Below are 26,457 nucleotides of genomic sequence, written 5' to 3' on the forward strand. Positions count from 1 at the left end.
GGCGCCTCAGAAAACGTCCAGGACAAAGGTTTCGTATCGCTCGCGAGCGATCTGCGTCACCAGCAGGGCACGCCTGTGGCCTTCAGGTGCTTGCTCTCGCAGAGCCTGAGCAGCCAGGTAGACCTGCACCGGCAGGGTCGCTTCGTGCAGTTGGCCCATCATGCGCTGCACATCCAGCACCGGCACCTCAACGTCCAAGGCCGGCAGCCAGCTGTGGCCTGCGGTGAAACCATGCACCACAAGCATGTTGGCTTCGCACTGCTGCACACGCTCTGCCACTTGCCCTTGCGTGACAGGCCCACCGCGCCGCAAACCTGCCAGAGCGCCCTGCGACTCGGCGTCCAGCACCATGCAGCAGGCCGCCGTACCGAAAATCCCAAGCCGCTCGGCATCTGGCCCTGCCAGGTACTCGTCATGCATCGCCTGGTCGCCGTTGAACACACCACCGACCAGCATCTGCGATGTGCGCGCGCTACCCAGTTTCTCCAGCGCGTGGATAACCGCTTGCACAGAAGCTGCAGCTTCGCCGACGAAGGACAGACTCTCACCCTTGAGCCCCAACAGGATTGCGATGTTGGCGGCATACAGGTTTGGCAGTTCGGCCAGGAAGTGGGTTGGCCTGAGCCTGGCCAATTCCTGGTTGATATCAAGCACGCCATCAGCAGCAGCCGCGAAAATTGCAGCATCGACTGAATCATTGCGCTCACCGATCTTGGCCGACATGTACAAGTCACATGCGCTGCGGCTATCGCCGTTCACACCGGCCTCTTCCAGCGCTAGGCCCGCGGCACAGACCAGCATCTTCTGGCCAGCCCCCATGGCATTGATGTCACGTGCCTTGGTAACGAAGCGCTCCACCGGAAACGCCGGCAAAGGCACCTTGCCTTGTACTGCCGACACCACTGCCGCTGGCGCTTGCCCGTTTGCCAGTGCGCAAGCACCGGCACTGTGTACGATGCCCATGCCCTTGATATAGATCGTCTCGATCATCGGAGCCTCTCATGACAGCCCAAGACGGTGCGCTGCACCGCCTGGCGTAACACATCGTTGTCGAACGGCATCAGCCGCAGCATCCATTGCGCACGCGCCACCACTTCGGCTTGCCTGAGCGTGCCTTCGCACACCAGGTAGCTCTCGGCTCGATGAACAATGCGCACGTCAGCCTGAAGCCGATCGCCTGGCATCACGAAACCATTGAACTTGGCTTGTTTGATGTTGATCAGGAATGCCATCTTGGCGAAGTCCGACGACAACATATAAAGAAAGCCGCCCGCCTGCGCCATCGTCTCTACCATCAATACACCCGGTAGTATCGGATAACCCGGGAAATGCCCATCAAATACCGGAGCGTGCTCCGGCACCTGACTACTGCATTGAATTGAAACCCAGGGTTCAATGGCGTCAACGCGATCAATCAGTAGGTTTTTCTCGATATTCATGCACTGACAGGCACACCTTGGACAACTTGATATACCGCCGCCACGAAATCTTTCATCTTGTGCGTATTCTTTTCACCGTTCGGGCTACTGGCCGACCATTCTTCCAATGGAAATTGAATTTTATAGGCATCTTCAATTTCAAATACGATATCCAAAAAGTCGACACTGTCGATACCCAACTCTTGAGTCAGGCTCATTTCGCCTTCCACCCGCTCGATACCCAGGTCGGCCGTGTCGCAATATTGCAGAATGATTTTTTCCACGGTGTCGTGTACTTGCTGCAGGCTATGCTCGCTCATCATTATTCCTATCGTTTGTCGTTAAGGGTTGTCGCACTGAATAAATTCAATCACGCGCTCGATAAGTGCTGTATTTCGAAATACACCTGAATGCCCAAGGCCCCGCGTTTCAATGAACTGCGCACCGGCCCAGACTCCGCGTAATGCACGCGCACCGGCCTCGATCTCGATGACCGGATCTGCTTCGTCGTGATGGATGAGGGTCGGCAGCGAAAGCGTCTTGCACAACTCGATCGGCGAGTACGCCTGGCGCCACTCAGGACCAAAGGCCTGATCGATCGCTGCTGCCAGGTCGCCCATGGTCAAGCCCTGGGCTTGTTGCATTTGCAAGAACCGCTGGAAGACGTACTCCTGGGTCGCCGCTGGCGAAAGGCAAACCAGTCGCTGCGCCCCCAGGCCAGCGTTGAGCGCACGCATCACCCAACTGCAGGCCATCGAGTGCGCGACCACCGCAGCCGGCTGCGCATAACGCCGCGTCTGCAGCAGAGCCTCCCAGATGAATGTGGACGGAATGAACCGCCCCTGGGGATCGTGCGATGGAATGTCTACAGCGAGCACTCCACGCCCTGCCGCCAGCAGCCCATCGATGAGCGTGCCGAATTGCGCGGCATTGCCATTGGAGCCATGCACGCAAAGCACAGGCGCGCTACCCTCCCAATGATGGCAACGTACCTCCAGATCCCCCCATTCGAAGCTCTCGCAGCGCGCCTTGGCAAAGGTCGCCTGGTAACTGCGAGGAACGCGCAGGGGCTCTGGCCGTGCAATGGCCAGCGTCGAGAGATCAGGCATGCGGATCTCCCCGTTGCGCCGCCAGGATAAAGCGCGCCTGTTGCTCGATCGTTTGCAGTTGCGGGTATTGGCTGATCTCCAGCCTGACCCCGAATACCTTCACGCCTTGCATGAACAAACGCATCAAGGCCAATGAACTTCCCCCGGCCTCATGGAACCGAGTGGTGTCGTCAAACTGTTCGCCTGGCAATAAATATTGCCATAACGCCCGCAACTGGTTCCTTACGTTCTGCTCACTCAAAACCATCCCTCATTAGACTAAGGTCGAAGCACAACCAGATGAATGGATCACTACTCAAGCGGATGCATTCAAATGGAAGTTCTAACTTCTTTCTTATTCACAGACGAAGGGCTTCGCTGTCGGGCAACCCCGAGGGTGTGTGACTGCCGGCGGTATTAACCGCAATTTCGTCCGTGAACGGCATCGTGTAACTCCATTTAGCACAACAGACTCGCCGCAATGCTGTCAACCCAACAAATCTAAAAAAACATTAAATAGGTCAGGCTCTTTACGGGTGTTGCACCGCCTCGCCGTTTACTCTAGACTCGCCGCCCCTAGGCTCTGTATGAAAAGACTTGAGACGAAAGTCAGGCAAGGCGAAAACAGCCGAGGAAGCCGAGTTTACGGATTGTAAATGAGCATTCCGAGGCTGTTTTCAACGCAGCATTACCGAGTATCAAGGCTTTTCGTACAGAGCCGAAACATCATGAATCGTTTGAGCTTGGTTTTACGAATTTCCTGCAATACTCGCCCCTGGGCTCGAACTCAACAAGGAAGTGCACGCCATGGAGTTTGGCTGGAGCCGTATTTCGCGTTATTTTCACCCCGTACTGGCTGAGCAAGACGTACGCGAAAAGCCCGTCCAAGTGGAAGTAGGCGGCCTAAAAATCGTCCTGTTCCGCAACAAGGAACAGCAGATCGTCGCCATGCCCGACCGTTGCCCCCACCGATTCACGCCCTTGTCGATGGGCCGTGTCGATGAAAATGGCAACATCGAGTGCCCTTACCATGGCTGGAGCTTCGACGCCCAAGGCCAAGGGCATATACCGCACATGCCAACGTCGCGCTCCTGCCGCATCGAAGTACTGAAAACCATGATTCGCAACGGCGTGGTCTGGGTTGGCGGCATGGAAGCCGAGCCGCTGGAAGAGTTCGCCGACCCCGAATACACCTTTCTCGGGCAATTCCCAGTGGTGTTCGATTGCCCATTGCACGTGGCCTTGGACAACTTTTCCGAAGACGAACATTTCCCCTATGTGCATCAAACATTCGGCTGGGACCGTGAGGGTGCCAAGGATGTGCAGTACGAGTTCAGCCAGGACGAACACAGCACCCTGAACTACTACCGAGGTCCCATTCGGAAATTCCCCTTGATGTTCCTGACCGGGGTCAAACCTGGCGACATCTCGCACAATCGCTTCCACACCCTGTTCAACCCTGTGCGTAGCACCTACGAATCCTGGGTAACCTGCCAAACACGGCAGGTCAGCATTGGCGGGCACATCAAGACTACTATCTTCTTCGTTCCGAATGCCGATAACCGCACCACGCTCTACAGTTTCGTTCACTCACGTGCCAGTGACCGGAAATCTGCCTTCTTCCAGAGACATTTCCGCCCCTTCATCTTGCGCTTCATCAAGAAGGAGTTCGAAGCCGACGGCTCATTCTCCAGCCAACTGTCCCACCTGCCTTATGCCTTGAACGGCGCCCGCCTGGGCAAGTACGACAAGCCATTGGTCGTTCACCGCCGCATGCTCGAGCGTATCTACCTCGGCGAGCAATGAGCCGACCCTTTGGCTTTGCAGTTACTTTCAAAAGGAACACAGGATGTGTGGAATTTTTGCGTCGCTCGGCTATGCACCCGATAGTGTCGACTTGGACAGCGCACTGGCGGCGCTGAGCCATCGAGGGCCAGATGGCAATAACGGCTATCGCAATGTGCAAAAGCAGGTGGTACTCGGACATACCCGCCTGTCCATCATCGATATCGCCAGCGGGGGCCAGCCCTTATACAGCCAGGATCGTGAAAAAATCCTGATCTGCAACGGCGAGATCTATGACCATCAACGTCTTCGCACCGAGCTGATCGCTGACGGTTACCCAATCGCCACAGGCTCTGATTCGGAACTGATCCTGCACCTCTACGAACGTGATGGCCTGGACTTCACGCAGCATCTGCGTGGCGAATTTGCCTTCATACTGCTTGATTGCCGCCTGCAACGGCTCATCGTCTGCCGCGACCGCTTCGGCATCAAACCCCTGTTCATGCACCAGCACCCCGACCAGCCAGGCCAACTTCTGTTTGCCAGCGAAGCCAAGGCGCTGTTTGCCAGCGGCCTGGTCAAACCCGTGTTGGACCCCATCCGCCTACGCGACATGCTCAGTTTCGTGCCGATGGACAGTGTATTCGAGCACGTCACTGCGCTACCCCCTGGGCATCTTCTGCTGGTCGACCTAGGCACGCGCGAGCAGACCTTGACGCCCTACTGGCCCTTGGACCTGCTGCCCGAACCGCTACCCGCCGGCACCACAGAGGCAACCCTCTGCCAATCGCTGCGAGATCACCTTGAAGAGGCGGTCGCCCTGCGCCTGCAGGCAGACGTGCCGGTGGGGGTTTACCTGAGTGGGGGGTTGGATTCCACCGCCGTGGCCGCCGTAGCAGCAAAACTCAGTGCCAAGCCGATCGAAACATTCAGCATTTCCTTCAGTGACCATGCCGATTTCGACGAAGCCTTGATCGCCGAACGCACTGCACGGAGCTTGGGCGCTCGCTTTCACAAGGTCGTTTGCCAGCGCGATGACCTGCTGGCCCACCTCGAAGACAGCCTATGGTTTTCAGAAACCCCAGCAGTCAATTACAACGGGGTCGGCAAATTCCTGCTTTCCAGACTGGCCCGGCAGCATGTCACCTGTGTACTCACCGGCGAAGGCGCCGATGAGGGGCTTTTGGGATATGGTTATTTCAAGGCTAATGGGCAAGGGCTTTCCAGTCATGCATACGGGCGTGACCAGGCCGGCGCGAGTGCGGCCAGCGCTGCAGCAGCAGACACATTGAACGAAGCGGTGGGTTTCGTACCGCAACCGGAAATGGCCGAGTTGTTTACACCTGGCGCACAACGCATGCTGGCCCGCTTGTTCAACCGCAAGCATCGCCAGCGCTTGCAAGGAACATCGCCCCTCCAACGCCTGCGTCAACGTCTGGACCGCCGTGAACTCGACCGATTGCCATTGCTGAACAAACTGCAAACGTTCAGCATCCGCGGCCTGCTCAGCCCGTTCATCCTCGCCAACCTGGGCGACCGCCAGGAAATGGCCCATTCGATCGAAGGGCGAACACCGTTTCTCGATCACAAGCTGTTCCAATGGCTGGCAAAACTCCCCAACGAATGGAAGCTGCGCGGCGACGTTGAAAAGTACCTGCTGCGCGAAGCTGTCAAGGACATCATCCCCGAAGAGGTCTACTGCCGCCGCAAGTGGCCCTACATCACACCGCCGATGTGGGTGAGCAAGCGCTCTGGTACGGCGATGGCCCGGCTCATCGACACCTACCTGAGTCGCTCGGCGCTGTGCACGTCAGGTCTTTTCTCCAGCAACGCGGTGCGTTTGATGCTGCTGATAGTCGAGAAATCCTGGCTACCTGGGCGCTTGCGTGAAAAGCTCAACAACCTGCTGCTGTTCATGCTGACGGTGCAAATTATCGAAAAACAGTACGTTCAACAGTTCGACCAGCAACTGCACACGCAGCATCAACGCACACAAACGGCCTATAGCACACTCAAACGCAACACTCGCGAGCCCGAAGCACAGCCTGGGTAGGCTGTGCCAGCTCGATTTTCAGGGGCGCTCGGCAAGCGCCCGCAACCCCTTCAGGGTATTGAACGGCGCATCCACCACGAACTTGTTAGCCACCATGGCCGGCACACTCCCGCCAGGCTCGGTATGCACCTGGTAGGTCACCTCGGTGCTGTCGCCCTTGGGCACCAGCTTCCAGAAACCCTCCACCTTCGTCACTCGCACAAAGCCCTTTTCTTCTGGGATATAGCTCGGCTCTTCGACCAGGTTGCGCGTCAAGCTGCCATCCGCGCCTTTGAGCGTGGTCACGCGCAGCACCGAGTCACGGGGCGTCACCGGCCACGGCGTATTGAACTGTGTGTAGGTCCAGCTCTGGTCGCCTTCCTGCTTGAGCAGTTTCTGCGACCTGCACTCGTGAATCCACGTGCAAGCGCCGACTACGTCTTCCTGCAACGCCTGGATCCGGGCCAGCGGCGCCTTGATCAGGGTTACGCCTTGATAGGCCTTGTACTTGGAGCCCGGCACCTCGCTGAGCGACACCTTGATGCCGTCCTCGTCTTTGGCCACCTGCCAATTCTCGGCCCAGGCGCTTGGCGCCAGCACCACACTCAGGCCACACAGCAGAGCAATACGCTTGATCGATCTCATCATCTTGTTCCTTGTTGTCGAAGATCCAACCTGTCACGCCGCCGTCATCTGCTCCAGCCAACCGATGATGCGAATGGCCTCGTCCCGGTCATTGCCACACACCTCGACCTCAGCCTTGAAGCCACCGCAGACCTTGGGACGCTCAGGCTTGCCGAACAGTTCACACAGGTTGCGCGCATCAAGGTGCAGGCAGCGCTCGCCCGCCGGCTTGCCGTCAGGCATGCCCGGGATCGGCGAACTGATGGATGGGGCGATGCAGCAGGCACCACAGCCCTCGCGGCAATTCATGAAAACAGGACTCCCTGAAGCAAGACGAGACGAACGTCCCTGGATACTAACCGCTCAAACAGACGTTTGAAATTACCGGACAGATGAAATAACCGATGACTTAGCAGTCAGTTTCGGAATTGGAAGTCGATAGCCGCCCCATCCACTTCCCGGCGACTGTCATTGCGCAATTGCAGCTGCATTTCATTGCTGATCAAGCGCCCATTGAGCTGGAACGGGCTATCGTCGGACTCGGGCTTGGTAGGAAACATCGACGGCAACAGCGGCTTGCGCACCATTGGCGCATCACCCACCTCGTGCTCGAGGGTGTTGACCATGCTCTTGGGCAGGCTCAGGTCCAACTTGGCCGCAGGCAGCGGCTTGGCCACCGCCTTGCTGACCTTGGCCCTGGCTTTGGCATGGGGCTTGGACTGGGGCTTGGCCGGCGCCTTGGTGACAGGTTTGGCCGCAGGCTTGGTGACAGGCTTGGCAAGCACCTTGCCCTGGACCTTTACCGCAGGCTCTGTAGCCCAAGCCACCCCCAAATGGAGTCCGGGCAGCACGCAGCACAAGGCAAGGAGAAGAGGACGAAGCACTTTCATGGTAACCGTAGGCAGAATCTCAACGGATGTATGCTCCCCGTTCCCTGGCGTTCTGACAAGCCTATAAAAGTGCACCCGTCGACTCTCTGCACAATTGATGGGACAAAAGCCCGAGCGTAATCACGGCGCGCTCGGCCTCCTTGTTCCAGGGAATGCCGCAGTTCAGGCGGATACAGTGGTTGAACTGCTCGGTATTGCTGAATATCAGCCCTGGCGCAATGCTGATGCCCTGCTCCAACGCACGCACATGCAGTTCTTGGGTGTTTACCCGACCAGGCAGGCTGACCCACAGAATGAAACCGCCAGTCGGGCGGGTCATTTGAGTTCCTTCGGGGAAATGCTGCTGCACCGCCAGCTGGTAGGCACTGAGGTTCTTGCGGTACTCCTGGCGAATGAAACGCAGGTGGCGGTCGTACCCGCCATTCTCCAGATACGCCGCCACGCCCATCTGGGTGACGCTGCACGCAGAATGCGTGGTAAACGTCTGCAGGCGCTGGATCTCGTCCTGGTAGCGACCGGCAATCATCCAGCCGACCCGCACACCCGGCGACAGAGTCTTGGAGAAGCTCGAACAGTAGATCACCCGGTCCAACCGGTCGAAGGCCTTGAGCGCCTTGGTACGCCCCTGTTCGAACATCAGTTCGCCGTAAATATCGTCCTCGACGATCTGGATATCGTAGTCGGAGGCCAGGCGCAACAACTGCTTCTGACGGTCTTCGGGAATAGTGCCACCGAGCGGATTGCTCAAGCGCGAGGTGAGCACCAAAGCCTTGATCGACCATTGGTTGGCCGCCAGTTGCAGTGCTTCCAGACTGATCCCGGTGGACGGGTCGCTGGGGATCTCGATGACCTTGAGCCCCAGCAGATCGGCCAACTGCAACAACCCGTAGTAGGTCGGCGACTCGGCGGCAATCAGGTCGCCTGGGCGGGTGAGCACGCGCAGCGACATCTGCAGTGCATCCACACATCCGTGGGTGACCACCACTTCGCGCGGATCGACCAACACGCCGGCATCGCGCATGCGAATGGCGATCTGCCGGCGAAGCGGCTCGAACCCAGGGCTGAACATGTAACTGAAGGCGCGCGGGCTGTGGAAGCGGGTGACCTTGGCCAACTGTTGATGCAAGGCGCGCACCGGCAGGTAATCGACATGCGGCACTGCCGCACCAAAGGCAAATACACCGTCACGCCTGGCCTCGGTGAGCACCTGCTGGATGATGCTCGCGCGGGTGACCAGCCCTGGACGCTCGACACGGGCGATGTCCGGGGTCAATGCCGTCAGCGCCGGAGTCTGGTGCACGTAGTAACCCGACTGCGGGCGCGCACGAATCAGCCCCTGATCCTCGAGATTGGCGTAGGCCTGCAACACAGTGGCATGGCTGACATTGAGCTGCGCGCTCATCTTGCGTACCGAGGGCACGCGCTCGCCTGGCTGGTAGACACCTCGACGGATGTCATCGGCCAGTTGCTGGGCAATGCGCTGGTACAGCAGCAGGTTGGTCATGGCGTGTTCTCGAAGCGCGGACGGATCGTTGTTCTTGTGCGGCCTACAGCAGCGTCAGGATACCGTAACAGTTGCAAAGTGTACGGGGACAGATCGCAGATTAGCCAACAATAACGTTGCGTCACAGTCAAACGGTCAGCAACTGACCGACGCACTTGAACGCCGGGAGTGCACCGAGTTGCCCCGTGCGCCCCCACGCCCCCGCGAACTCAGCGCGCCGGAGAGAGCTTGCCCTTGTCATCGGAGAACACGATCTCGACCCGGCGATTCTGCGCGCGCCCCCGCTCGGAGGCATTCGCCTCCACCGGGTACTGGTCACCATAGCCGAGCACTTCGATGCGCTGCTCCTTGACGCCCAGGTCGACCAGCATGTCAGCCACCGACTGGGCGCGATCACGCGACAGACGCAGGTTGTCTTCCGGCGTACCAGTACTGTCGGTGTAACCCTCGATACGCACGATGCGCCGCGGGTTGAGCTGGAGGAACTGGACCAACTTGAGCACGGTGCGACTGGCTGAGTTCTTGAGGTCGGCTTGACCGGTGTCGAACAGCACATCGCCCAAGGTCATCACCAGGCCACGATCACTCTGCTCGGAAGCCAGCGCGGCAATCTGCGACTCGATGAACTTGCCCTGTTGCTGGACGCTGACGAGCTTGGCTTCACGCAGCGCCAATTGCAGGCGCTGGCGCTCCAGGTCGAGCTTGGCCAGGCGGTCCTGGTTGGCGGCAAGCTTGGCGTGTTCGGCTGCAATCTCGCTGTAGCGCTGACTCAGGTAGGCGTAGTGGCGCACATCGCTGCCGGTGCCGATATAGCCGGCCAGGCGCTCAGCACGACCAAGCGATTCGCCAGCACGAATCACATCGCGCGGCGCACTGCGCAGCACATCGGAATCGTCCTTGACCTTTTGAAACGCCAGGGTCGCATCCTCCAGCGCAGATTCACTGCGCTGGCTGGCGCACCCCTGCAACCCGACCACTGCCAGCAAGGTCAGCGCGGCCATTGGCTTGAAGCACTTCATGGCTGCACCTCCAGTTGCTTGCGCAGGCGCTTGATGCGCGACTGCAACACCTGCAACTGCTCCTCGCTCTTGTACGTCAGGACCCGAGCCTCGGCCAGACGCGCGTCAAGCTCGGCCTGCTCGGCACGCATGCGTGCATCGCGGTAGCTTTCACTGGCCATGTTGATCTTGGCCCGGGCAAGTTTGTCTTCGGACAACTTGAATTCCGGCACTTGCTCGGTGGCGCCGACCGCCTTGGCCTGATCCAGGGCCTGTTCGGACAGACGCATCTGTTCAAGGGGTGCCGGATCGCTGGCGCAGCCTGCCAGGCCCAGCATGGCCATGGCCAGCAGCACAGCGCGCGGGCCGTTCGCTGTAGGGGAACATGTATTCAAGCCGATTGAGCCTCTTACGCTTGATGACTGGGTGAGAGCCACGAACGCTCAGGACAGAGGGCTCGCGCGCAAAGCGGCAATAGTAACCTTGTTGGGTCGGATTTGAGTATCTGGGCGCAAGGGAAGTGTTTTCTTTGCCGACCCCATCGCAGGGCGCGCTCCCACGCAGCGCGGTTGTGGGAATGGGCTTAACCGCGATGAGGTCGGCGCAGAAGGTGCCGAACTCCGTCAGAACAGCAGCGGTGCAACTCGCTATACGAAGCCTCTATCCAGAGAATCAGCAACTCCGTGAGCAGATGATGCCCCGAACCAGCCCTCTTCGCCCGCCAGAACCTGACGCTGCATAGCCTGTGGAGGCATCGCAGCCAATGTCACGAGGCCCTGGCAACTGCCGCCGCAGACGTTTCTAGGCGGCCAGCCTGAGCTTGCGCGAATGGCGCGCCGGGGCCGAGTGAAGAAACCTAGCGCGCGACCGGCTGCATCTGCGCCTTCCAGCGCTCGACGTTGCGCTGCAATATCGCCTCCGGCGCCCCGGACATCGGCAGCTCGGCCAACTTCCTGGCCAACTGCCCGCGTAACCAACTGTCGTTGCACGCCGAGTTGTGCGAGACCGCCAGGTACAGCCCCGGCCGGTCTACCGGCAGGCCACGGGCGATCAGGTCATTACCTACCCCCAGGCTCTGGGTCAGGGCCATGCCGGAGTAACGGCCGGCCAGCACGTAATCCACCTGCCCAAGCACCAGTTTCTGAAACGCCTGGGTGAGGTTCTGCGCGGGTACAAGCTTGAGCTGGCTCTTGGCGAACGCCTCGAACGCTGGCGTCAGGCGGGCTTTCTCCGAGAGGCTGCCCTGGTAGTGGGCCAAGTCTGCCGGACCTTCGACGTTCAACGCCGCATCGTGGCGAGTCCACACCAGGTACTCGTTGAGTTGCAGCGGCGGGTGGATGTAGTCCAGCGCGGTCAGCTGGGCCACCTGCATGGGCGTGTCGAGCAGCAGGTCCATACGCCCACTGCGCACTTCTTCCAAAGCCTGCTCGCGCTTGCCCGCGTAGAGCACCTCGACCTTCACCCCCAGTTCCGCTGCCACCTGGCGAAACAGGTCGACGTTGGCGCCGATCAGGCGCTTGGGATCCTGCGGATCCTGCCAGGAGTACGGCGGCGCATCCGGGCTGCCGGTGACCACCAGGCGCTCGCACTTGCCCGCCGCCCCGACCTGGGTCGACAGCAGCGCCAGCGCGCAAGCCAGCCCCTTGATGCTCCATCCCGATGCCATGCAGTCCCTCCCCGCGTAAAAAGCCTAACCATAAAAAAACCCGGCTCGCCGAGGGCGAGCCGGGTTCTTTATAAGTGAAGCCGCTGGATCAGACCAGCTTTTCCAGCTCCGGTACGGCTTCGAACAGGTCGGCGACCAGGCCGTAGTCGGCGACCTGGAAGATCGGCGCCTCTTCATCCTTGTTGATCGCAACGATCACTTTGGAGTCCTTCATGCCCGCCAGATGCTGGATCGCGCCGGAAATACCGACGGCGATGTACAGCTGCGGCGCGACGATCTTGCCGGTCTGACCAACCTGCATGTCGTTAGGCACGAAGCCCGCGTCGACGGCGGCGCGCGAGGCACCGACGGCCGCACCGAGCTTATCGGCCAGGCTGTACAGGTGCTTGAAGTTATCCCCATTGCCCATGCCACGGCCGCCGGATACGACGATCTTGGCAGCGGTCAGTTCTGGGCGGTCGGACTTGGCCAGCTCTTCACCAACGAAGGCGGAGATACCGGCATTGTGTGCAGCGCCGACAGCCTCGACGGCAGCCGAGCCGCCTTCGGCGGCCACGGCATCAAAGCCGGTGGTACGCACGGTGATGACCTTGACCGCAGCGCTCGATTGCACGGTGGCAATGGCGTTACCGGCGTAGATCGGACGCTTGAAGGTGTCGGCCGACTCCACCGAGATGATCTCGGAAATCTGGTCGACATCCAGCAACGCCGCGACGCGTGGCAGGATGTTCTTGCCGTTGGTGGTGGCCGGGGCCAGCACGTGGCTGTAGCCGTTGGCCAGCTCGACGATCAGTGGCGCGAGGTTTTCCGGCAGCGCGTGGGCGTAAGCCGCGTTATCGGCGACCAGCACCTTGGCAACGCCAGCGATCTTGGCGGCGGATTCAGCGACACCGCCCACGTTCTGGCCTGCGACCAACACGTGAATATCACCACCAATCTTGGCGGCAGCGGCAACAGTGTTCAGGGTGGCCGGAGCTACGGCACCGTTCTCGTATTCAGCGACAACCAGGATAGTCATTTAGATTACCTTCGCTTCGTTCTTCAGCTTCTCGACCAGTTCGGCCACCGACTTGACCTTGATACCCGCGCTGCGCGCAGCAGGGGCTTCAACCTTGGTGGTCGTGTTGGTGGAGGCGAGCGATACGCCCAGCGCATCTGGAGTAACAGTCTCCAGCGGCTTCTTCTTGGCCTTCATGATGTTCGGCAGCGACGCGTAGCGCGGCTCGTTCAGGCGCAGGTCGGTGGTGACGATCGCCGGCAGGTTGAGCGCGACGGTCTGCAGGCCGCCGTCGATTTCACGGGTGACGTTGAGCGTGTCGCCAGCCAGTTCGACCTTAGAAGCGAAGGTGCCCTGGGCGTAGCCAGTCAACGCTGCAAGCATCTGGCCGGTCTGGTTGTTGTCGCTGTCGATGGCTTGCTTGCCAAGGATCACCAACTGCGGCTGCTCTTTGTCGACAACGGCCTTGAGCGCCTTGGCCACGGCCAGGGAGTTCAGTTCGTCAGCGGCTTCTACCAGAATGGCGCGGTCAGCGCCCAGCGCCAGGGCGGTACGCAGTTGCTCCTGGGCAGCGGTCGGGCCGATGCTGACGGCGACGATTTCGCTCGCCACACCCTTTTCCTTCAGGCGGACGGCTTCTTCCACGGCGATTTCGCAGAAGGGGTTCATGGACATCTTGACGTTTGCAAGGTCGACGCCGGAGTTGTCCGCCTTGACGCGAACCTTGACGTTGTAGTCGACCACTCGTTTGACAGCTACAAGAACCTTCATGGATTCCTCGTTACTCTCCGGTGAAAAGAAGATCGCCTGGGGACTGCCCGGCGAATGCGCGTGGGTACAAGGGCACCTCTGAAAACGTAGCGTCGCGGGGAATCTTCACATGACCGATCAGTCTTGTTTCGACCCATGCGGCCAAAACACGCGGGTCATTTTCTGTCGTGGCGTGTAGACTCCACTACAAAACCTGATTCGGCCCGTAAACCCTGCTCCACGCCTGGTCTTTAGGGGTGCACCTGCGCCCGACGGACAGCCTACGGCGAGCGTAAAAGCGCTCGTATCTTGACCGTAACACCCAATCCGGTCAATACGGCAAATTGGCCAGCCTCCAGCCGCACGCCTGTGATTTTACTGGGCTCCGGCAAATTCAAACAAACGTTTGTATTGGACCCACCAAGTGGTGTAGATATAATGCGCGGCCAAGACAAAACGGTGTAGTCCGTCATTCGTGCAGCTACAGCTCAGCCTGCCGCACCTGACCGTCCCCGCACCCTAAAAAGACAAAGCAACAGCACGAGCCTTGATGAGTAGGAGAGAACCAGTGGAACGCGAATACATGGAATTCGACGTGGTCATCGTCGGCGCAGGCCCGGCGGGCCTGTCGGCCGCCTGCCGCCTGAAGCAGAAGGCCGCCGAAGCCGGTAGCGAGATCAGCGTCTGCGTGGTCGAGAAAGGCTCCGAAGTCGGTGCCCACATCCTCTCCGGTGCCGTGTTCGAGCCGCGCGCCCTGAACGAACTGTTCCCCGACTGGAAAGAACTCGGCGCGCCGCTGAACACCGAGGTCAAGCGCGACGACATCTACGTGCTCAAGGACGCTGGCAGCTCGACCAAGGTGCCTGACCTGTTCGTGCCCAAGACCATGCACAACCACGGCAACTACATCATCTCGCTGGGTAACCTGTGCCGCTGGCTGGCCCAGCAGGCCGAGAACCTGGGCGTGGAGATCTACCCAGGCTTCGCAGCCCAGGAGGCGCTGTTCGACGAAAACGGCGTGGTCCGCGGCATCATCACCGGCGACCTGGGCGTCGACCGTGAAGGCAATCCGAAAGATGGCCTGTATACCCCGGGCATGGAGCTGCGCGCCAAATACACCCTGTTCGCCGAAGGCTGCCGTGGCCACATTGGCAAGCAACTGATCAAGCGCTTCGACCTGGACAACGCCTGCGACGTGCAGCACTACGGCATCGGCCTCAAGGAAATCTGGGAAATCGACCCGGCCAAGCACGAGCAAGGCCTGGTGGTGCATACCGCTGGCTGGCCGCTGGATGTGATGGCCAAGGACAACACCGGCGGCTCGTTCCTCTACCACCTGGAAAACAACCAGGTGGTGGTCGGCCTGATCGTCGACTTGTCCTACGCCAACCCGTACCTGTCGCCGTTCGACGAATTCCAACGCCTCAAGCACCACCCGGTAATGGCCCAGTACCTCGAAGGCGGTAAACGCATCAGCTACGGCGCACGCGCCCTGGCCAAGGGTGGTATCAACTCGCTGCCGAAGATGGTCTTCAAGGGTGGCGCCCTGATCGGTTGCGACCTGGGCACCATGAACGTGGCCAAGATCAAGGGCAGCCACACCGCCATGAAGTCCGGCATGCTCGCCGCCGAAGCGGTGGCCGACGCGCTGATCGCCGGCAGCGAAGGTGGCGACCTGCTCGACGGCTACGTCAGCGCGTTCAAGGCCAGCTGGCTGCATGAAGAGCTGTTCGCCAGCCGCAACTTCGGCCCGGCCATGCACAAGTTCGGCCCGATGCTCGGCGCTGCATTCAACTACATCGACCAGAACTGGTTCGGCGGCAAACTGCCGTTCACCCTGCACGACACCAAGCCAGACTACGCCTGCCTGAAGCTTGCCGCGGACTCGAAGAAAATCGACTACCCGAAACCGGACGGCAAGCTCAGCTTCGACAAGCTCAGCTCGGTATTCCTCTCCAGCACCAACCACGAAGAAGAACAACCTTGCCACCTGAAGCTGGCCGACCCGAACATCCCGATCGCCAGCAACCTGCCGCTGTACGACGAACCGGCGCAGCGTTACTGCCCGGCCGGGGTTTACGAAGTGGTGGCCCAGGAAGACGGCAGCAAACGCTTCCAGATCAACGCGCAAAACTGCGTGCACTGCAAGACCTGCGACATCAAGGACCCGGCCCAGAACATCACCTGGGTCACCCCTGAAGGTGCCGGTGGACCGACCTACCCGAACATGTAAGGCGTGCCCTGGCAGTAACCAAAAGCCCCCTGAGCGCAAGCTCAGGGGGCTTTTTCATGACCGCTGGTGCGGCCTGGTCGAGAATGCCGGTGCAAGACCTTCAACCGCCTTGGCAGCGGCCCGCTACCCACGCGTCATTTATCTCCACACAGCACCGGCACGGGCTCGGCAGTGAACGCCAGCGGCTCGCGACGTCCGAAATACAGCGCCGTCAGCAGCCCCAGCACCCCCATGATCAGACAAAAGCCGACACACACCCACGGGCTCCACGGCATCAGCGCAATCAATGCCAACGGCGTGGTGCTGGCCCACAACGCGTAAGCCACGTTGTAGGTGAAGGAGATCCCCGACACCCGGATCTGCGCCGGGAACAACCCGACCATCACCGATGGCACCACGCCCACCACACCACAGCACAAGCCTGCCAAGGCATAAGCCAGCCAAATTGCGCCCCACTGCCACACCAGGCTCGCGTAGAGCGCACCGATGCCCAGCGGCAGCAGCAGGCTGTAGAGCATCAGCGCGCGCCACGCCCCGATGCGGTCCACCAGCAACCCCGCCAGCACACAGCCAATGTTGAGGAAGACGATGCCCACACTGCTCAGGGCGAACGTGTGCCCAGCCGTCATGCCGAAGCGCTGCTGCATCACAGTCGGGGTGATCACGACCAGCACCACCACCGCCGATGTCAGCACGCATGTCAGCAGCGCCGCCGGGACCAGCGCCCGACGATGCTCGCCCAGCACACTGCGCAGCGGGAAACGCACCGGTGGGTCACGGCGCTCACGCAGGGCGAGGAACACCGGGGTCTCACTCAACCAGCGCCGCAACCACACACCGATGACGCCGAACACGCCGCCCAACAGGAACGGGTAACGCCAGGCGTAATCGAGGATCTCCTGGGGGCTGAACAGCTGCGCGAGCAACGTGGCGGTCAGTGCACCCAGCAGGTAGCCGAAGGTCAGCCCAGCCTGCAAAAAGCCCAGGGCATAGCCCCGTCGCCCGGCCGGTGCGTGCTCGGCGACGAAGGTCCAGGCACTCGGCACTTCACCGCCCACCGCGGCCCCTTGCAAGATGCGCAGGGCGAGCAAGATCAGCGGTGCGGCATAGCCAATATCGGCGTAGGTAGGCATCAGCCCGATCAACAGGCACGGCAGCGCCATCATCAGGATACTCAGGCTGAACACCCGCTTGCGCCCCAGGTGATCGGCAAAATGCGCCATCAGGATGCCGCCCAACGGGCGTGCCAGGTAACCGGTGACGAAGATCCCGAAGCTTTGCAGCAACCGCAGCCACTCGGGCATCTCAGGCGGGAAGAACAGCTGGCTCAGGGTCAGCGCGAAGAACACGAAGATGATGAAATCGTAGATTTCCAAAGCGCCGCCCAGCGCGGCCAGGCCCAAGGTCCGGTGGTCGCCACGGGTGAACCCAGGCGTGCGGTCGATTTCAGAGGCAGTCATGGCAGTTCCGCAGATCGGCAAAGGGGCAAGAGGATAGCAAATGCTGGCTGCCAGGGCCGGATGTGTATCAGGAACGACGGCTGAATACGGTGTGGCCGAAGTTCGCGCGGCGCAGGTGGTGCCCCGCTGCCGGGTAGAACGCCGCAGGCACCGCCAGCTGTCCCAGCACCACTGGCAGGTCGATGATCGCCATGAATGACTCTAACGCCTGGTGATCAGGCGCGCGTGGCAGACTGAGATTGACCGCCTGGCGCTCACCGGACGGCAATGTGGGCACCCGCAACGGCTTGGCGTGGTACAGCAAGGCGTGTTGGATTTGCCCGCAGCCCTGGCAGAAGCGCGCAAGATCCACGCCGGCGTGGCTGGCCAACTCGATATTGCCCAACAGCAGGTTGAACGGCTGCAAGGCACTCAGGACCAGGCGTTGCAGCTCGTCGAAGCTGTGCACCGGAGCGATTCGAAAATACCCCAGGCCATTGAGCAGCTTTTCCAGCAGCAGGCGCTGTTCGGGATGCTCGTCGGCGATCAGGATGCGCAGGGATTTGTTCGGCATCGTCCAGACCTGGGCAGTTGAGGTAAGGGCTCCATGACCATAACTGCGCCGGTACAGGCAAGCCTCAGGCAAACAGCCTGGGCGGGTCTTATTTGATAGTTGTCGGGAAACGGCAGGAAATCAAGTCGCCACCCCAGGAAATTTTCACACGCCCTTCACGCAACGTTCAGCCTTCCCACTGACGCATGCGCTGACGGCAGTGCTTCATGGCATTGACGATGTGTTTTTCCACCAGCGCGCGCGAGATTTCCAGGCGCTCGGCGATTTGCTGGTGCGACAGCCCCTCGAGCTTGCGCAGCAAGAAGCACTCGCGACAGGTGGCGCTCAGCTCGTCCAGGGCCTGGCGCATCAAGGCCAGGCGCTGGTCCAGCTGCATGCTCTGCGATGGCGCCGGGCTGTGCCAGCGCTCGTCGCTGTCGAGCACGTCCAGCGGCTCGGCCTGGCGTACCTGATGGCGACGGTGGCGGTCGACCACCAGGTTCAGCGCGGTACGGTAGAGGAACGCTCGCGGGTGCTCGATCTGCTGGCCCTCGGTGCGCTCCAGCACGCGCAGGTAAGCATCATGGGCAACGTCTTCGGCCGCCTGGCGATTACCCAGCCGGGCGCAAAGAAAACTCACCAATTCGCGATAGTAGTGTTCCACGACGGCACCTAGCGTCCCCCTGCACACACGCACACAGGCACGGGCAGCGGGTTGGATGATATCAACGTGCGATCTTACAAATTATAATTATTCTCAGCAACTCGAAGCAAAACTGCCTGCCAGCTAAATCGGCAACGGCGGCCTTCGTTTAACTGGGGCCTCCGAGCGCGCCGTCGAAGACCGCACGCCCCCCCTTTCTCTGGCTGGAAGCCCGCATGACTCGCACATCCACCCCCCGCCGTCGACTGCTGCTCACAGCCTTGGGCCTGCTTGGCCTGGGCAGCCTGCTGGCCTGGAAAACCCTGCCACTGAGCGGCGCGCCAGTCAGCACGGTGGCAGTGACGCGCAGCGATATCGAAAGCAGCGTCACCGCCCTCGGCACCCTGCAACCGCGCCGCTACGTGGACGTTGGCGCGCAGGCTTCCGGGCAGATCCGCAAGCTGCATGTGGAAGCCGGCGACCCCGTGCGCGAGGGCCAACTGCTGGTGGAAATCGACCCGTCCACACAACAGGCCAACCTCGATGCCGGGCGCTACTCGATCGAAAACCTCAAGGCTCAGTTGGCCGAGCAACGTGCCCAATACCAATTGGCCCGCCAGCAGTTCCAGCGCCAGCGTGAGCTGACCAGCAGCGGCGCCACCCGCCAGGAAGATCTGCAAAGCGCCGAAGCCCAGCTCAAGGTGACGCAAGCGCGCATCGCCATGTACCAGGCACAGATCAGCCAGGCCCAGGCCAGCTTACGCAGCGCCGAGGCTGAGCTGGGCTATACCCGCATCTATGCGCCGATGAGCGGCACCGTGGTGGCGGTGGACGCACGCGAAGGCCAGACCCTCAACGCCCAGCAGCAGACGCCGCTGATCCTGCGCATCGCCAAGCTGTCGCCAATGACCGTCTGGGCCCAGGTCTCCGAAGCCGACATCGGCAAGGTCAAGCCAGGCATGACCGCCTACTTCACCACACTGGCCGGCGGCAAGCGCCGCTGGACCAGCAGCGTGCGGCAAATTCTGCCGATCCCGCCCAAGCCGCTGGAACAAGCCAGCCAGGGCGGCGGCAGCCCAGCCAGCGCCAGCGCCGGCACCACCGGCAGCAAGGTGGTGCAATACACCGTGCTGCTGGACGTCGATAACCCTGACGGCGCCCTGATGGCGGAAATGACCACCCAGGTCTTCTTCGTCGCCGGCCAAGCCAGCCAAGTCCTCAGCGTGCCCCTGGCCGCACTGAACGAAACCCCCGAGGACAGCCTGCGCCTGGCGCACGTGCTCAACGCCGACGGCAAGATCGAGGCACGCCAGGTTCGCATCGGCCTGAGCGATCGCCTGCGCGTACAGGTGCTCGATGGCCTGCGCGAGGGCGAGCGCCTGGTGATCGGCGCACCTGCCGCCAGCGGGAGCTGACATGAGCACACCCCTGATTGAGCTGCGTGACATCCGCAAGGTCTATGGCGGCGTCGATTCACCTACTGTCGAGGTGCTGCGCGGGATCAGCCTGAGCATCCACCCGGGCGAATTCGTCGCCATCGTCGGCGCGTCTGGCTCGGGCAAGTCGACGTTGATGAACATCCTCGGCTGCCTCGACCGCCCCAGCTCGGGCAGCTATCGCTTCGCCGGCCGCGACGTAGCCGAACTGGACGGCGACGAGTTGGCCTGGCTGCGCCGCGAGGCCTTCGGTTTCGTGTTCCAGGGCTACCACCTGATTCCCTCAGGCTCAGCCCAGGAAAACGTCGAAATGCCAGCCATCTACGCAGGGATTGCACCTGCCGAGCGCCACGCTCGCGCCCGCGCCCTGCTCGAACGCCTGGGCTTGGGCAACCGTACCGGCAACCGTCCGCACCAGTTGTCCGGGGGCCAGCAGCAGCGTGTATCGATTGCCCGGGCATTGATGAACGGCGGCCACATCATTCTCGCCGACGAACCGACCGGCGCCCTGGACAGCCACAGCGGCACCGAAGTCATGGCCCTGCTCGACGAGCTGGCCAGCCAGGGCCATGTGATCATTCTCATCACCCACGACCGAGAGGTGGCCGCCCGCGCGCAACGGGTCATCGAAATCCGCGATGGCCAGATGGTCAGCGACTCGGCAGCCGAGCAGCCCGCCCCCACCCCCTCGAAACCGCTGCAGGCCGACGACCTGCGTCAGCGCCTGGACCGCGGCGCAACGCTCACCGGCGCCTGGAAAGGCGAGCTGATCGAAGCCCTGCAAGCCGCCTGGCGGGTGATGTGGATCAATCGCTTCCGCACCGCCCTGACCCTGCTCGGTATCGTCATCGGCGTGGCCTCGGTAGTGGTCATGCTGGCCGTGGGCGAAGGCAGCAAGCGCCAGGTGATGGCGCAGATGGCCGCGTTCGGCTCGAACATCCTCTACCTCAACGGCAAGCACGCCACCGAGCGTGAGCCGGCCGGCATCATCACCCTCGACGATGTCGCCGCCATCGCCGAACTGCCCCAGGTGATACAAGCCATGCCAGTGATCGGCGACAAGCTGATGGTGCGCCAGGGCAACAACAGCCAGGCGTTCTACGTCGGCGGCAACAACACCTGGTTTACGCAGATCTTCAACTGGCCGGTAGTAGAAGGCAGCTTCTACACCGAAGCCGACGAGGCCAGCGGCGCAGCAGTGGCCGTGATCGGGCAAAAGGTGCGTGACAAGATGTTCGGCGAAGGTAGCGACCCGCTCGGGCAATACCTGCTGATCGGTAACGTGCCGTTCCAGGTCATCGGCATTCTCCAGGGCAAGGGCGCCAGCTCCGGCAGCGAGAATGCCGACGAGCGCATCGCGGTGCCCTACTCTGCCGCCGCCATCCGCTTGTTCGGCAGCCGCGATCCCGAGTACATCGCCATCGCCGCGCAGGACTCGCGCCGCGTCGGCGAGACCGAGCAGGCCATCGACCGCCTGCTGCGCCAGCGCCACCAAGGTCGCCACGACTTCGAACTGACCAACGACGCTGCACTGATCCAGGCCGAGGCGCGCACCCAGAACAGCCTGTCGCTGATGCTCGGTGCGATTGCCGCGATCTCGCTGCTGGTGGGCGGCATCGGGGTGATGAACATCATGCTCATGACCGTACGCGAACGCACCCGCGAGATCGGCATCCGCATGGCCACTGGCGCGCGCCAGCGCGACATCCTGCGCCAATTCCTGACCGAGGCGGTGATGTTGTCGATGGTCGGCGGGCTGACCGGTATCGTCCTGGCCCTAGGCATCGGCGGGGGCTTGTTACTGGCCGGTATCGCCGTGGCCTTCGCCTTGCCTGCGATTATCGGCGCCTTCGCCTGCGCAGCCATCACCGGCGTGCTGTTCGGCTTCATGCCGGCCCGCAAGGCCGCCCGACTCGACCCGGTCAAAGCCCTTACCAGCGAATAGCCCATGCCAATTCCAAGCCGTATCAGTCTGTTGACCCTGAGCCTGTGCCTGGCCGCCTGTAGCACACCACCACCACCGGCCAGTGCGATCACGCCACCGCAAGCCTGGCAAGGCCCCACCGACAGCACGCGCGCCGTGCCGGACCAGCAGTGGTGGCAGACCTTCGCCAGTGCCGAACTGGACCGCCTGATCGAACGCGCCCGCAGCAACAGCCACGACCTGGCCGCCGCCGCCGCACGCGTACGCCAGGCCCAGGCCAGCGCGGTGATCGCAGGCGCCCCGCTGCTGCCGGCGCTGCAACTGGGAGTCGACGGCAGCCGTCAGAGCCTGTTGCGTGGCGAGGGCAACGACCAGCTCGACGCCAGCAGCAGCGAGCGCACCAGCACTTCATTCGGTGCACAGTTGAGCGCCAGCTACGAAATCGACTTCTGGGGCGGGCTGCGGGCCACGCGTGACAGCGCCCTGAGCAGCCTCGACGCCAGCCGCTTCGACCGCCAAACCGTGGAGCTGACCCTGCTCAGCGCCGTGGCCGACAGTTACCTGCAAGGCCTGGCGCTGGAGGAGCAACTGCGTATTGCCCGCCTCAACCTGAACAACGCCCGCGATGTACTCGGCCTGGTCGAAGCCCGCGAGCGCTCGGGCTCAGCGACGCGCCTGGAACTGGCCCAGCAACGCCGCGTGGTGGCCGCTCAAGAGCGCCAACTGCCGCTGCTGGAGCAACGCCGCCAAGACAACCGCGTAACCCTGGCGACCTTGCTCGGCGAACCGGTACAACAACTGCCAAGCAGCACCGAAACCCTCGATGGCCTGCGCTGGCCCGGTATCGGCAGCGGCCTGCCGAGCGAACTGCTCGGGCGCCGCCCGGATATCGCCGCCGCCGAGGCGCGCCTGGCGGCAGCCAGCGCCAACGTGCAGGTCGCACGCGCCGCGATGCTTCCACGCCTGATCCTGGGGGCGGATCTGGGCAGTGGCGCACGCACTTTCGCCAACGTGCTCGACAGCCCCTATTACACCCTCACCGCCGGCCTGACCGCGCCGATCTTCAACAACGGTCGACTACGCGCCGAACGCGACCTGGCCCGTGCCGAACAGCAAGAGCTGCTGGCCGACTACCGCGCCAGCATCGTCAACGGCTTTGCCGATGTCGAGAAAGCGCTCAATGCGATCAGTGGCGTGGACCGCCAGCGCCAGTGGCAGGACGAGGAAGTGGCCCAGGCGCGCATCGCCTTCAACCTTGCCCAGCAGCGCTACGCCGCCGGCGCCGAGACCCTGCTCAACGTGCTGGAAACCCAGCGCACCCTGTACCTGGCCGAAGATGAGCAGGCGCAACTACGCCTGGCGCGCTTGCAGGCCAGCGTGGCGCTGTACAAGGCATTGGGTGGGGGGTGGCAGGTGCAGCAGATAACGGCGAACCTGCCCTGAGGGCAGTCGGGGGGCTTTGCGCCCTTCGGACTGCACTATCACGCAAAGGACTACGACTTCGCAAACGCCGCATACCCTGTGGGAGCGGCTTCAGCCGCGAAGCAGACAACGCGGTGCATGGCACCGGCTTCGCCGGTGTTCGCGGCTAAAGCCGCCTCCCACAGGGTACGCGGCGCATTCGCCAAATCAGTTCTCTGCGCGACAGCGCAGCCCCAAGGGCTGGGTGATCTCCCACAGGGACGGTGCCACATCAACCAATTGTGATCTGTTGCAAATAGCTGCGGGCCTTCCTGAGAAAGTCTCCCAGGCGCCCCGCTCAAGACACGATGTTCTTCATCGACAGGTGGCGTGCATACCACGGCCGCTGTGGCACCTTGCGCAGGAAGCCGTCGATCTTGTCGTCCTCACCGAAGGTGATGCGCAACGCCAGCTTCATCACCTCCACATCCATCTCTACCGACTTGCCCGGCCGCATGCCCGGCTCGGTGCTGCAACCGTGGGTGTCCGGCCCCAACCAAGGGTCATCGACCTCCACCCAGCGCCCCGGTGCGAACCACGGCACACCATTGACCACCTGGCGCCGTACCTGGCCAGGATGATGCCGCTCATGGGCCCGGAACCAGTCGTCGATACGGTCGTCGATCCAACCGTGGAAGCCCCAGAACACCGGGTTGACGTGGGAGGAAAACGGATCGCCAAGAAAATCGTTCTCGCGCGCGAACCAGCGTGCGGCAAAGTCAGATGGATCACGGGCGAACGGTACCGGCGCGCCATTGCTCGGGTCGCGAGGCACCGTTGCCCAGCACATGTGCAACCAGTCGTGCAGGTTCATCTCCAGCTCCGAACCGAACGCCCCCAGCGACAACCTCGACAGGTACACCGGGTCCTGGTACTGCGACTCCCACACCTGGAAGTTGCTGCAGAAGGTCTCACCAGCCTTGATCGCCCCCACCCACTGCCCGTAGGCCTGATCGCCGGGCGCCTGCCAGGCTGGCGGCACACGGTAGCCGTCATGGTTGTCGTGATAACGGGCAAAGCCTTGGCGGTCGGCCTCGACGCTTGGCTGGGGCAGCGGAAAGCGTTGCCAGGACGGTAACGGCTGCAAGGTCCGGGCCTGTATCAGCATGTGCCGGTGCATGTAGAGGAAATCCACCCCCGAGCCGTTGCGGTGCTTGCGCGGCCCGCGTGCATCGCGCTCACGCTCGCGTGGGCCAGGCTGCCAGCCCAGGCCACGCAACGCGTTCTGTTTGGTCGGCGCCAAGGTATGCCATTTATCGCGGGTCGCATGCCAGAGCTGGTGAAACAAGCGGTGTTCAGGGGCGATCACCCAAGCCTGCATCTGCGCCGTGTAAGGCAGGCGCTCGCGGGCTTCGGGGAAGCGGCGCTTGACGGCCACCAGGCGGTTGTCCTGCACGGGCAACATCAACGGCCGGTCCAAGCGCTGGATTCGCACGCTCAAGGTGCCGCTGCCAGCATTGGCAAACTCGCCCCAGACTTCATCGAGACTGGCCACGCACTCGTAGCTCGGCCCTGTATCACGTGCCATCAGGCGCCAGCGCACCTCACCGGTGCTGGCGCCTACCAGATCACCCAACACCCGGTAGGCCGGTTGCGCGTCCCCACGCAAAGCCGCGCCGGTGTCGACGAAGCCACGCAGGCCACGGCCCTTGGTGGCCACGTCCAGGAACATCTCCAGGCCATCGCGCGCCAGCCCGTCCAGGCCAGCTTCAGCACCTTCGAAACGGATATCCCAGACCCCGCGCAGCAGGTCTGCCAGCACTTGCCCGCGATAGTCGGCCAACTCCACGCTCGCCTCACCAGGGGTGACGATGTCGTCCTCGGAGTCGTGGGTCAGCTCCTTGTGCGCGTAGTAAGCCGCGCTGCCCGCAGCGCCGGCCACTGCCAGGCCTGCGATGAATCCTCGTCGAGAAATTGTCATTGCGCCTCAATCCGTCTCCGCGTGCTGCGGCTGCTATCCAAGCTAGGACGTACGCTGGAGAAGGAAATTTAGCGCGGCGCGCGCCTTGGCTAATTCACCGGGCAAGGTGCTCGTCTGTCAGGTATTCCCATTGCCAGAGGTAGCCCATGACCTCCCTGATTTCGCGCCTGATCCGCACCTCCAAGCCCACCGCCTACCGGTTGTTCGACGTCCAGCTCAAGGCCATTGAGCACCTCAGTCCATCGCTATGCCGCTGCGTCTTCGGCGGCGAGGACGTCGCGCAGATGACCACCCTGGCGCCCGACCAGCGCATCAAGCTGTGCTTCCCGACACCGGCCGGGGCCGCGCCAACGCTGCCCAAGGATGGCCAGTGGCAGCTGGCCCGTCGGGGGCTCGCAGCGCAGCACACGCCGCCGATGCGCACCTACACCCTCCGCGCCCTGCGCCGCGAGGCGCAGGAAGTGGACGTAGACGTAGACTTCGTGCTGCACGGCGTCAACGGCCCTGCCTCAGCCTGGGCGACCCACGCGCAAGTGGGTGATCGCTTGCAGATGGTCGCGCCCAACCTGGCCTACCGTGACGACCCAGGCGGCTATGAATGGAAGCCGCCAAGCAGCGCCCGGAATATCCTGCTGGTGGGTGACGAAACGGCTCTACCGGCCATCGCCGGGATTCTCGAGCAACTGGCCGAGCAGGCGCCGGAACAGGCGGTGCAAGCGTTCATCGAAGTCCCCCACGAAAGCGACTGCCTGCCACTTCGGCATAGTCCCGCTACCCGCCTGCACTGGCTGCCCCGGGACGTACTGCGCTGCGATCACGGCCAAGGCATGCTGCATGCCGTGCATGAGCTGGCGCGCTTGCCCGGTCTCCAGGTTGGCAAATCCGTGGAGCTTGAAGACGTCGACATCGACGCAAGCCTCCTGTGGGAACTAGCCAGCGACGCCAAGGGCGAGTTCTACGCCTGGATCGCTGGTGAGTCCGGCACGGTGATGGAGATTCGCCGTTACCTGATCAAGGAACGCGGGCTGTCCCGCGCCAGCCTGACCCTGATGGGGTACTGGCGGGCGGGACGCGCGCTCGACTGAATTCAGCGCC

At 62.2% G+C, this 26,457-nt stretch carries 25 protein-coding genes; 7 read left to right on the top strand and 18 right to left on the bottom strand.

The genetic code is table 11. The annotated features are described in order from the left end of the window. Window positions 1-6 precede the first annotated feature (6 nt). The 5 genes from ACNFIC_RS18695 to ACNFIC_RS18715 are packed head-to-tail and all read right to left on the bottom strand — an operon-like array spanning window position 7 to window position 2,768. Window positions 7-990, bottom strand: coding sequence for a beta-ketoacyl synthase N-terminal-like domain-containing protein (locus ACNFIC_RS18695; protein ID WP_416781595.1), 984 nt, complete (start codon window positions 988-990; stop codon window positions 7-9). Next, window positions 987-1,439: a 3-hydroxyacyl-ACP dehydratase FabZ family protein gene (locus tag ACNFIC_RS18700; protein WP_416781596.1), complete on the bottom strand. Its 453-nt coding sequence runs from the start codon at window positions 1,437-1,439 to the stop codon at window positions 987-989. Before ACNFIC_RS18700 ends, ACNFIC_RS18695 begins: the two co-directional genes overlap by 4 nt. After that, window positions 1,436-1,738: a phosphopantetheine-binding protein gene (locus ACNFIC_RS18705; RefSeq protein ID WP_416781597.1), complete on the bottom strand. Its 303-nt coding sequence runs from the start codon at window positions 1,736-1,738 to the stop codon at window positions 1,436-1,438. Before ACNFIC_RS18705 ends, ACNFIC_RS18700 begins: the two co-directional genes overlap by 4 nt. Window positions 1,739-1,759: 21 nt before the next feature. Then, window positions 1,760-2,527 (bottom strand): alpha/beta hydrolase, encoded by a 768-nt coding sequence (locus ACNFIC_RS18710; protein ID WP_416781598.1) that lies wholly within the window; start codon window positions 2,525-2,527, stop codon window positions 1,760-1,762. Further along, window positions 2,520-2,768, bottom strand: a complete 249-nt coding sequence (locus tag ACNFIC_RS18715; RefSeq protein WP_416781599.1) for an acyl carrier protein — start codon at window positions 2,766-2,768, stop codon at window positions 2,520-2,522. The genes ACNFIC_RS18710 and ACNFIC_RS18715 overlap by 8 nt, the downstream gene beginning before the upstream one ends. A 545-nt stretch (window positions 2,769-3,313) precedes the next feature. Here ACNFIC_RS18715 and ACNFIC_RS18720 point away from each other — a divergent pair. Together ACNFIC_RS18720 and asnB are read left to right on the top strand one after the other, a co-directional pair. Continuing rightward, window positions 3,314-4,312, top strand: coding sequence for a Rieske 2Fe-2S domain-containing protein (locus ACNFIC_RS18720; protein ID WP_416781600.1), 999 nt, complete (start codon window positions 3,314-3,316; stop codon window positions 4,310-4,312). 43 nt (window positions 4,313-4,355) lie between these two features. Beyond that, on the top strand, window positions 4,356-6,344 hold the full coding sequence (gene asnB, locus ACNFIC_RS18725; RefSeq protein ID WP_416781601.1) for an asparagine synthase (glutamine-hydrolyzing): 1,989 nt from the start codon (window positions 4,356-4,358) through the stop codon (window positions 6,342-6,344). A gap of 18 nt (window positions 6,345-6,362) precedes the next feature. On the opposite strand, the gene ACNFIC_RS18730 is transcribed toward asnB, so the two are convergent. The 9 genes from ACNFIC_RS18730 to ACNFIC_RS18770 all read right to left on the bottom strand — a co-directional run bounded on the left by ACNFIC_RS18730 (window position 6,363) and on the right by ACNFIC_RS18770 (window position 13,773). After that, window positions 6,363-6,968 carry an START domain-containing protein gene (locus tag ACNFIC_RS18730; protein WP_416781602.1) on the bottom strand — a complete coding sequence of 202 codons (606 nt, stop codon included), beginning with the start codon at window positions 6,966-6,968 and terminating at the stop codon, window positions 6,363-6,365. Window positions 6,969-7,001: 33 nt separating this feature from the next. Continuing rightward, on the bottom strand, window positions 7,002-7,256 hold the full coding sequence (locus ACNFIC_RS18735; RefSeq protein WP_138220194.1) for a YkgJ family cysteine cluster protein: 255 nt from the start codon (window positions 7,254-7,256) through the stop codon (window positions 7,002-7,004). 107 nt (window positions 7,257-7,363) lie between these two features. Continuing rightward, window positions 7,364-7,837 (bottom strand): hypothetical protein, encoded by a 474-nt coding sequence (locus tag ACNFIC_RS18740; protein ID WP_416781603.1) that lies wholly within the window; start codon window positions 7,835-7,837, stop codon window positions 7,364-7,366. A 61-nt stretch (window positions 7,838-7,898) separates the two neighbouring features. Next, a complete protein-coding gene (locus ACNFIC_RS18745; protein ID WP_138220196.1) occupies window positions 7,899-9,341 on the bottom strand; it encodes a PLP-dependent aminotransferase family protein in 1,443 nt (480 codons plus the stop codon). A 209-nt stretch (window positions 9,342-9,550) separates the two neighbouring features. Beyond that, window positions 9,551-10,360: an OmpA family protein gene (locus ACNFIC_RS18750; RefSeq protein ID WP_138220197.1), complete on the bottom strand. Its 810-nt coding sequence runs from the start codon at window positions 10,358-10,360 to the stop codon at window positions 9,551-9,553. Beyond that, window positions 10,357-10,677: a DUF4398 domain-containing protein gene (locus ACNFIC_RS18755; RefSeq protein ID WP_138220319.1), complete on the bottom strand. Its 321-nt coding sequence runs from the start codon at window positions 10,675-10,677 to the stop codon at window positions 10,357-10,359. The genes ACNFIC_RS18750 and ACNFIC_RS18755 overlap by 4 nt, the downstream gene beginning before the upstream one ends. Before the next feature lie 518 nt (window positions 10,678-11,195). After that, the gene (locus tag ACNFIC_RS18760) at window positions 11,196-12,005 is read right to left on the bottom strand and encodes a substrate-binding periplasmic protein (RefSeq protein WP_138220198.1); all 810 of its coding nucleotides are present in this window, start codon (window positions 12,003-12,005) and stop codon (window positions 11,196-11,198) included. An 88-nt stretch (window positions 12,006-12,093) separates the two neighbouring features. Further along, complete coding sequence (locus tag ACNFIC_RS18765; protein WP_138220199.1) at window positions 12,094-13,023, bottom strand: electron transfer flavoprotein subunit alpha/FixB family protein; 930 nt, start codon at window positions 13,021-13,023, stop codon at window positions 12,094-12,096. Further along, window positions 13,024-13,773 (bottom strand): electron transfer flavoprotein subunit beta/FixA family protein, encoded by a 750-nt coding sequence (locus ACNFIC_RS18770; RefSeq protein ID WP_416781604.1) that lies wholly within the window; start codon window positions 13,771-13,773, stop codon window positions 13,024-13,026. A 529-nt stretch (window positions 13,774-14,302) separates the two neighbouring features. On the opposite strand from ACNFIC_RS18770, the gene ACNFIC_RS18775 reads away from it, so the two are divergent. Beyond that, window positions 14,303-15,985, top strand: a complete 1,683-nt coding sequence (locus tag ACNFIC_RS18775; protein ID WP_138220201.1) for an electron transfer flavoprotein-ubiquinone oxidoreductase — start codon at window positions 14,303-14,305, stop codon at window positions 15,983-15,985. Between the two features lie 134 nt (window positions 15,986-16,119). On the opposite strand, the gene ACNFIC_RS18780 is transcribed toward ACNFIC_RS18775, so the two are convergent. From ACNFIC_RS18780 to ACNFIC_RS18790, 3 genes are all read right to left on the bottom strand, one after another. Then, window positions 16,120-17,445, bottom strand: coding sequence for an MFS transporter (locus ACNFIC_RS18780; protein WP_138220202.1), 1,326 nt, complete (start codon window positions 17,443-17,445; stop codon window positions 16,120-16,122). A gap of 67 nt (window positions 17,446-17,512) precedes the next feature. Next, entirely contained in the window at window positions 17,513-17,998 is a 486-nt protein-coding gene (locus tag ACNFIC_RS18785) for a histidine kinase (RefSeq protein WP_138220203.1), read from the bottom strand. A gap of 166 nt (window positions 17,999-18,164) precedes the next feature. Then, window positions 18,165-18,641 carry a sigma-70 family RNA polymerase sigma factor gene (locus ACNFIC_RS18790; RefSeq protein ID WP_138220204.1) on the bottom strand — a complete coding sequence of 159 codons (477 nt, stop codon included), beginning with the start codon at window positions 18,639-18,641 and terminating at the stop codon, window positions 18,165-18,167. A 215-nt stretch (window positions 18,642-18,856) separates the two neighbouring features. Here ACNFIC_RS18790 and ACNFIC_RS18795 point away from each other — a divergent pair, with 215 nt between their 5' ends. The 3 genes from ACNFIC_RS18795 to ACNFIC_RS18805 are packed head-to-tail and all read left to right on the top strand — an operon-like array spanning window position 18,857 to window position 23,423. Then, on the top strand, window positions 18,857-20,035 hold the full coding sequence (locus ACNFIC_RS18795) for an efflux RND transporter periplasmic adaptor subunit (RefSeq protein WP_416781605.1): 1,179 nt from the start codon (window positions 18,857-18,859) through the stop codon (window positions 20,033-20,035). A gap of 1 nt (window position 20,036) precedes the next feature. After that, window positions 20,037-22,001 carry a MacB family efflux pump subunit gene (locus ACNFIC_RS18800; protein WP_416781606.1) on the top strand — a complete coding sequence of 655 codons (1,965 nt, stop codon included), beginning with the start codon at window positions 20,037-20,039 and terminating at the stop codon, window positions 21,999-22,001. 3 nt (window positions 22,002-22,004) lie between these two features. After that, on the top strand, window positions 22,005-23,423 hold the full coding sequence (locus tag ACNFIC_RS18805; RefSeq protein WP_416781607.1) for an efflux transporter outer membrane subunit: 1,419 nt from the start codon (window positions 22,005-22,007) through the stop codon (window positions 23,421-23,423). A 316-nt stretch (window positions 23,424-23,739) separates the two neighbouring features. Here ACNFIC_RS18805 and ACNFIC_RS18810 read toward each other — a convergent pair whose 3' ends face one another. Next, window positions 23,740-25,362, bottom strand: coding sequence for a twin-arginine translocation signal domain-containing protein (locus ACNFIC_RS18810; protein WP_416781608.1), 1,623 nt, complete (start codon window positions 25,360-25,362; stop codon window positions 23,740-23,742). A gap of 146 nt (window positions 25,363-25,508) precedes the next feature. Between ACNFIC_RS18810 and ACNFIC_RS18815 the strand changes: the two genes are divergently transcribed. Next, a complete protein-coding gene (locus ACNFIC_RS18815) occupies window positions 25,509-26,447 on the top strand; it encodes a siderophore-interacting protein (protein WP_416781609.1) in 939 nt (312 codons plus the stop codon). Window positions 26,448-26,457: the final 10 nt, after the last annotated feature.

Source organism: Pseudomonas sp. NY15463 (assembly GCF_048068415.1).
Taxonomy (GTDB): domain Bacteria; phylum Pseudomonadota; class Gammaproteobacteria; order Pseudomonadales; family Pseudomonadaceae; genus Aquipseudomonas; species Aquipseudomonas mosselii_C.